The organism is Streptomyces sp., assembly GCF_019510245.1.
Taxonomy (GTDB): Bacteria; Actinomycetota; Actinomycetes; order Streptomycetales; family Streptomycetaceae; genus Streptomyces.
Genome location: NZ_JAEKKT010000465.1, coordinates 1 through 3822 on the forward strand (window position 1 = coordinate 1; position 3822 = coordinate 3822).

4 protein-coding genes and 1 pseudogene are annotated in these 3822 nt (G+C 69.0%); all 5 read left to right on the forward strand.

Going from position 1 to position 3822, the window contains the following annotated elements:
• On the forward strand, nucleotides 1–972 hold a 972-nt coding region (locus JF597_RS54095; RefSeq protein ID WP_294014461.1), incomplete at its 5' end, for an MCE family protein.
• A gap of 53 nt (nucleotides 973–1025) precedes the next feature.
• Nucleotides 1026–1319: pseudogene (locus JF597_RS54100) on the forward strand (MlaD family protein); the annotation flags it as partial.
• A gap of 76 nt (nucleotides 1320–1395) precedes the next feature.
• Nucleotides 1396–1932 (forward strand): MCE family protein, encoded by a 537-nt coding sequence (locus tag JF597_RS54105; RefSeq protein WP_294014464.1) that lies wholly within the window; start codon nucleotides 1396–1398, stop codon nucleotides 1930–1932.
• Nucleotides 1929–2939: an MCE family protein gene (locus tag JF597_RS54110; RefSeq protein ID WP_294014466.1), complete on the forward strand. Its 1011-nt coding sequence runs from the start codon at nucleotides 1929–1931 to the stop codon at nucleotides 2937–2939. The genes JF597_RS54105 and JF597_RS54110 overlap by 4 nt, the downstream gene beginning before the upstream one ends.
• Nucleotides 2936–3822, forward strand: an 887-nt coding sequence (locus JF597_RS54115) for an MCE family protein (protein ID WP_294014462.1), incomplete at its 3' end; no start/stop codon positions are given. The genes JF597_RS54110 and JF597_RS54115, both read left to right, overlap by 4 nt.

The following is a 3822-nucleotide window of genomic DNA, read 5'->3' on the forward strand; positions in this document are numbered from 1 at the left end:
GGGAAGATCGACAAGCTGGCGACGGCGCAGCTGCTGCCGAAGACGCTGTTCGGGGAGAAGGAGGTCGTCCTCTTCGACCCTGCCACGTCCTCGGGCGCCACCCTCCGGCACGGCGGCACCATCGAGCAGGACCACTCCTCGACCGCACGCGAGACCGAGACGGCCCTCAACGACCTGCTGCCGCTGCTGCGGGCGCTGAAGCCGCAGGAGCTGTCGACCGCCCTGAACGCGCTGTCGACGGCACTGCGTGGGCGCGGTGACGAGCTGGGGCAGAACCTGGTGCGCAGCGGCGCCTACTTCCGGCAGCTCAACCCGAGCCTGCCGACGCTGCAGGCCGACATGGCCGGGCTGGCGGACTTCGCCAACAACACGGCAGCCGCGACGCCTGACCTGCTGAAGGTCCTCGACAACCTCTCGGCGAGCAGCCGCAACCTGGTCCAGGAGAGAACCGCGCTGAACACCTTCCTCAGCAGCACCACGTCCTTCGCCGGGACGACCAGGCAGATCGTGGCGCAGAACGAGCGGGCGCTCGTGCAGCTCGCTGCCTCCTCGCGCGCACCGCTCGCGCTGTATGCCCGCTACTCCTCGGAGTTCCCCTGCATGGCGGCCGCCCTGACGCGCTACGGCCCGATCGTCGAGGCGACCTTCGGCGGGCTGCAGGGCGGGCTGCACATCACCGTCGAGGCGACCCAGAACAACAACGGGTTCGGCCCGGACGACGAGCCGGAGTACGCCGACTCCCGCGGCCCGTACTGCGACGGGCTGCCCCGGCCACGGGTGCCCGCCGGCGACACCGAGTTCCTGGACGGCTACAACGACAACAGCCAGACGCCGTCGTCCGCGGCGGCGAGCAGGTCCGTGCTCTCCGCGGTGTCGGCGCCGCTCCTCGGGGTGGCTCCCTCCGAGGTCCCTGACATCGCCGGGCTGCTGCTCGCGCCGGTCGCCCAGGGCAACCAGGTGGGTGTCGCGTGAAGACCACCTCCGCCGGCATCAAGCTGATCGCCTTCATGGTCGTCACCTCGATGATGACCTTCGTGCTGGCGGCCACCATCGGCAACTTCGGCGGCGGCAGCACCACGACGTACAAGGCCGAGTTCACCGACGTCACCGGGCTGCTGCCCGGCAACGAGGTGCGGATCGCCGGCGTCCGGGTGGGCAAGGTCAAGAAGGTGTCGCTCGCCAAGGTCGGCGCGAAGCCCTGCGACGACACCGACCAGATGGCCACGGTCACGCTCCAGCTCGACAACGGCCAGAAGATCACCGACAGCAACCACCTGCAGATCCGCTACCGCAACCTGGTGGGGGAGCGCTACGTCGCCATCACCGAGGGCGTCGGAGCCGGGCAGCCCCTGAAGAAGGACTCCACCGTCTGCGCCAAGTCGGCGGACGGAACCGGTGCAGACCCTGCAGGGCGAGGGCAGCACGATCGACGAGCTGCTCGCCCGCACCGCATCGCTCACCAACACGCTGGCGAACAAGGACGCGGTCATCGGCCGGGTCGTCGACAACCTCACCAGCGTGCTCGACACCCTCGACAAGCGCGACGGCGACCTCAACCAGCTCATCCTGCAGCTGCGCCGGCTCGCGCAGGGCTTCGCCGCCGACCGCACCGAGATCGGCAGCTCGATCGCCGGCATCGGCCGGCTGACCGACGCCACCGCGGGGCTGCTGACCGACATCCGGCCCAGCCTCAAGGGCGACGTGCAGCAGCTGAAGACGCTGGCGCACACCCTGAAGGAGAACAACGGCACGGTGAACGGCGTCATCCAGCGGCTGCCGGACAAGCTCACCCGGATCATCAGCACCGCGACGTACGGCGGCTGGTTCAACTTCTACCTCTGCGGGCTGAACATCACCCAGTCGGACGGACACGGCGGTCGTACGACGCTGGGTACCTCGTTCGTCAACTCGGCGCCGAGGTGCAAGCTGTGACGCCGTTCCGGGAGCGCAACAAGACCGTCATCGGCGCGGTCGGCATCCTCGTGCTGGTCATCCTGCTGGCCGGCGCGTTCAAGACCGACTCGCTGCCGATCATCGGCGGCGGCAAGACCTACAAGGCCGAGTTCACCGAGGGCGCCGGCCTGCAGAAGATGGACGAGGTCCGGGTCGCCGGCGTCAAGGTCGGCAAGGTCACCGGCATCAGCTTCAAGAAGAGCTGCAGCTACCCCGACGGCACCACCGCCGGGTGCGTGCTGGTGACGATGCTCGTGAAGAACGCGCATCTCGGTGCCCTGACGCGGGCCGACATCAAGATCAAGACCGTCCTCGGGCGGAAGTTCATCATGCTGGAGCCCGATGGCGACGACTCGCTGTCGAAGACCATCCCGCTGGCCCGGACGCAGGCGCCGTTCGACGTCTCGCCGGCGTTCCAGCAGCTCGCGAAGACGGTCGGCTCCATCCAGACCGATGAGCTGGCAAAGTCGTTCACCACGCTCGCCGACGCCTTCCGCGGCTCGCCGGCGGAGGTGCGGGCCTCGCTCAACGGCCTCAGCCGGTTGTCGCAGACCATCGCCTCCCGCGACGCCAAGCTGCGCACGCTGCTCGACCGCGCGGCCGGCGTCACGCAGGTCCTCGCCGACCGCGACGACGACCTCGTGGCCTTCCTCCACGACAGCGACCTGCTGCTGCAGGAGGTCAAGGCGCGGCGGGCGGCGATCCACACGCTGCTCACCACCACGACCACCCTGTCGGAGCAGCTGATCGGGCTGGTGCGGGACAACCGGGCGACCCTGGCGCCGGCGCTGGCCGACCTCAAGGTCGTCACCGACATGCTGCGCGCCAACGAGCGAAACCTGTCCCTGAGCGTGCAGCGGCTCGCGCCCTTCGTCCGGCTGTTCGCCAACAACCTCGGCAACGGGCGCTGGTTCGACACCTACGTCTACAACCTGACCCAGCCGCCCACGGGCTTCCTGCCCGGCACGTTCGGAAACGGCTCATGAGCACTCGCACCCGCCTGCTGGCGCTGACCGCGCTCCTCGGCCTGTCCGCCATGACCGCCGGCTGCGGCGTGTTCGGGGGCTCGGACACGAAGACCTTCTCCGCCGACTTCACCCGGGCGATCGGCCTCTACAAGCACAGCGACGTCCGGGTGCTGGGCGTCCGCATCGGCGAGGTCAGCAAGATCACCCCTGAGGGCGACCACGTCCGGGTCGACATGACCTACGACGCGTCGTACAAGATCCCGGCGGACGCCAAGGCCGTCATCCTGGCGCCCTCGATCGTCAGCGACCGGTACGTCCAGCTGACGCCGGTCTACTCCTCGGGCCCCGAGCTGGCCGACGGCAGCCACCTCGCGGACGACCGCACCGCCGTACCGGTCGAGCTCGACCAGATCTACGCCAACATCGACACGCTGAACCAGGCGCTCGGCCCGAACGGCGCGAACAAGAACGGCGCCGTCTCCGACCTCCTGCACGTGGGAGCGCAGAACCTGCGCGGCAACGGCGAGGCCCTCAACGGCACCCTCACCGGCCTGTCCAAGGCCGTGAAGACGCTCTCGGACTCCCGCGGTGACCTGTTCACGACCATCGCCAACCTGCAGGCCTTCACCACCACCATCGCCCAGAACGACAGCATCGTGGCGCAGTTCGACAGCGACCTGGCCGCGGTCGCGGACCAGCTCAACGGCGAGCGGACCGACCTCGCCACCGCGATCAAGACGCTCGCCTCGGCGCTCGGGGAGGTCGCGGCCTTCGTCAAGGAGAACTCCGCGAACCTCACCTCCAACATCGCCAACCTCAAGACCGTCACGCAGGTGCTGGTCAAGGAGAAGGCCGCGCTGCGCGAGTTCCTCGACACCGCGCCGACCGCGCTGTCCAACCT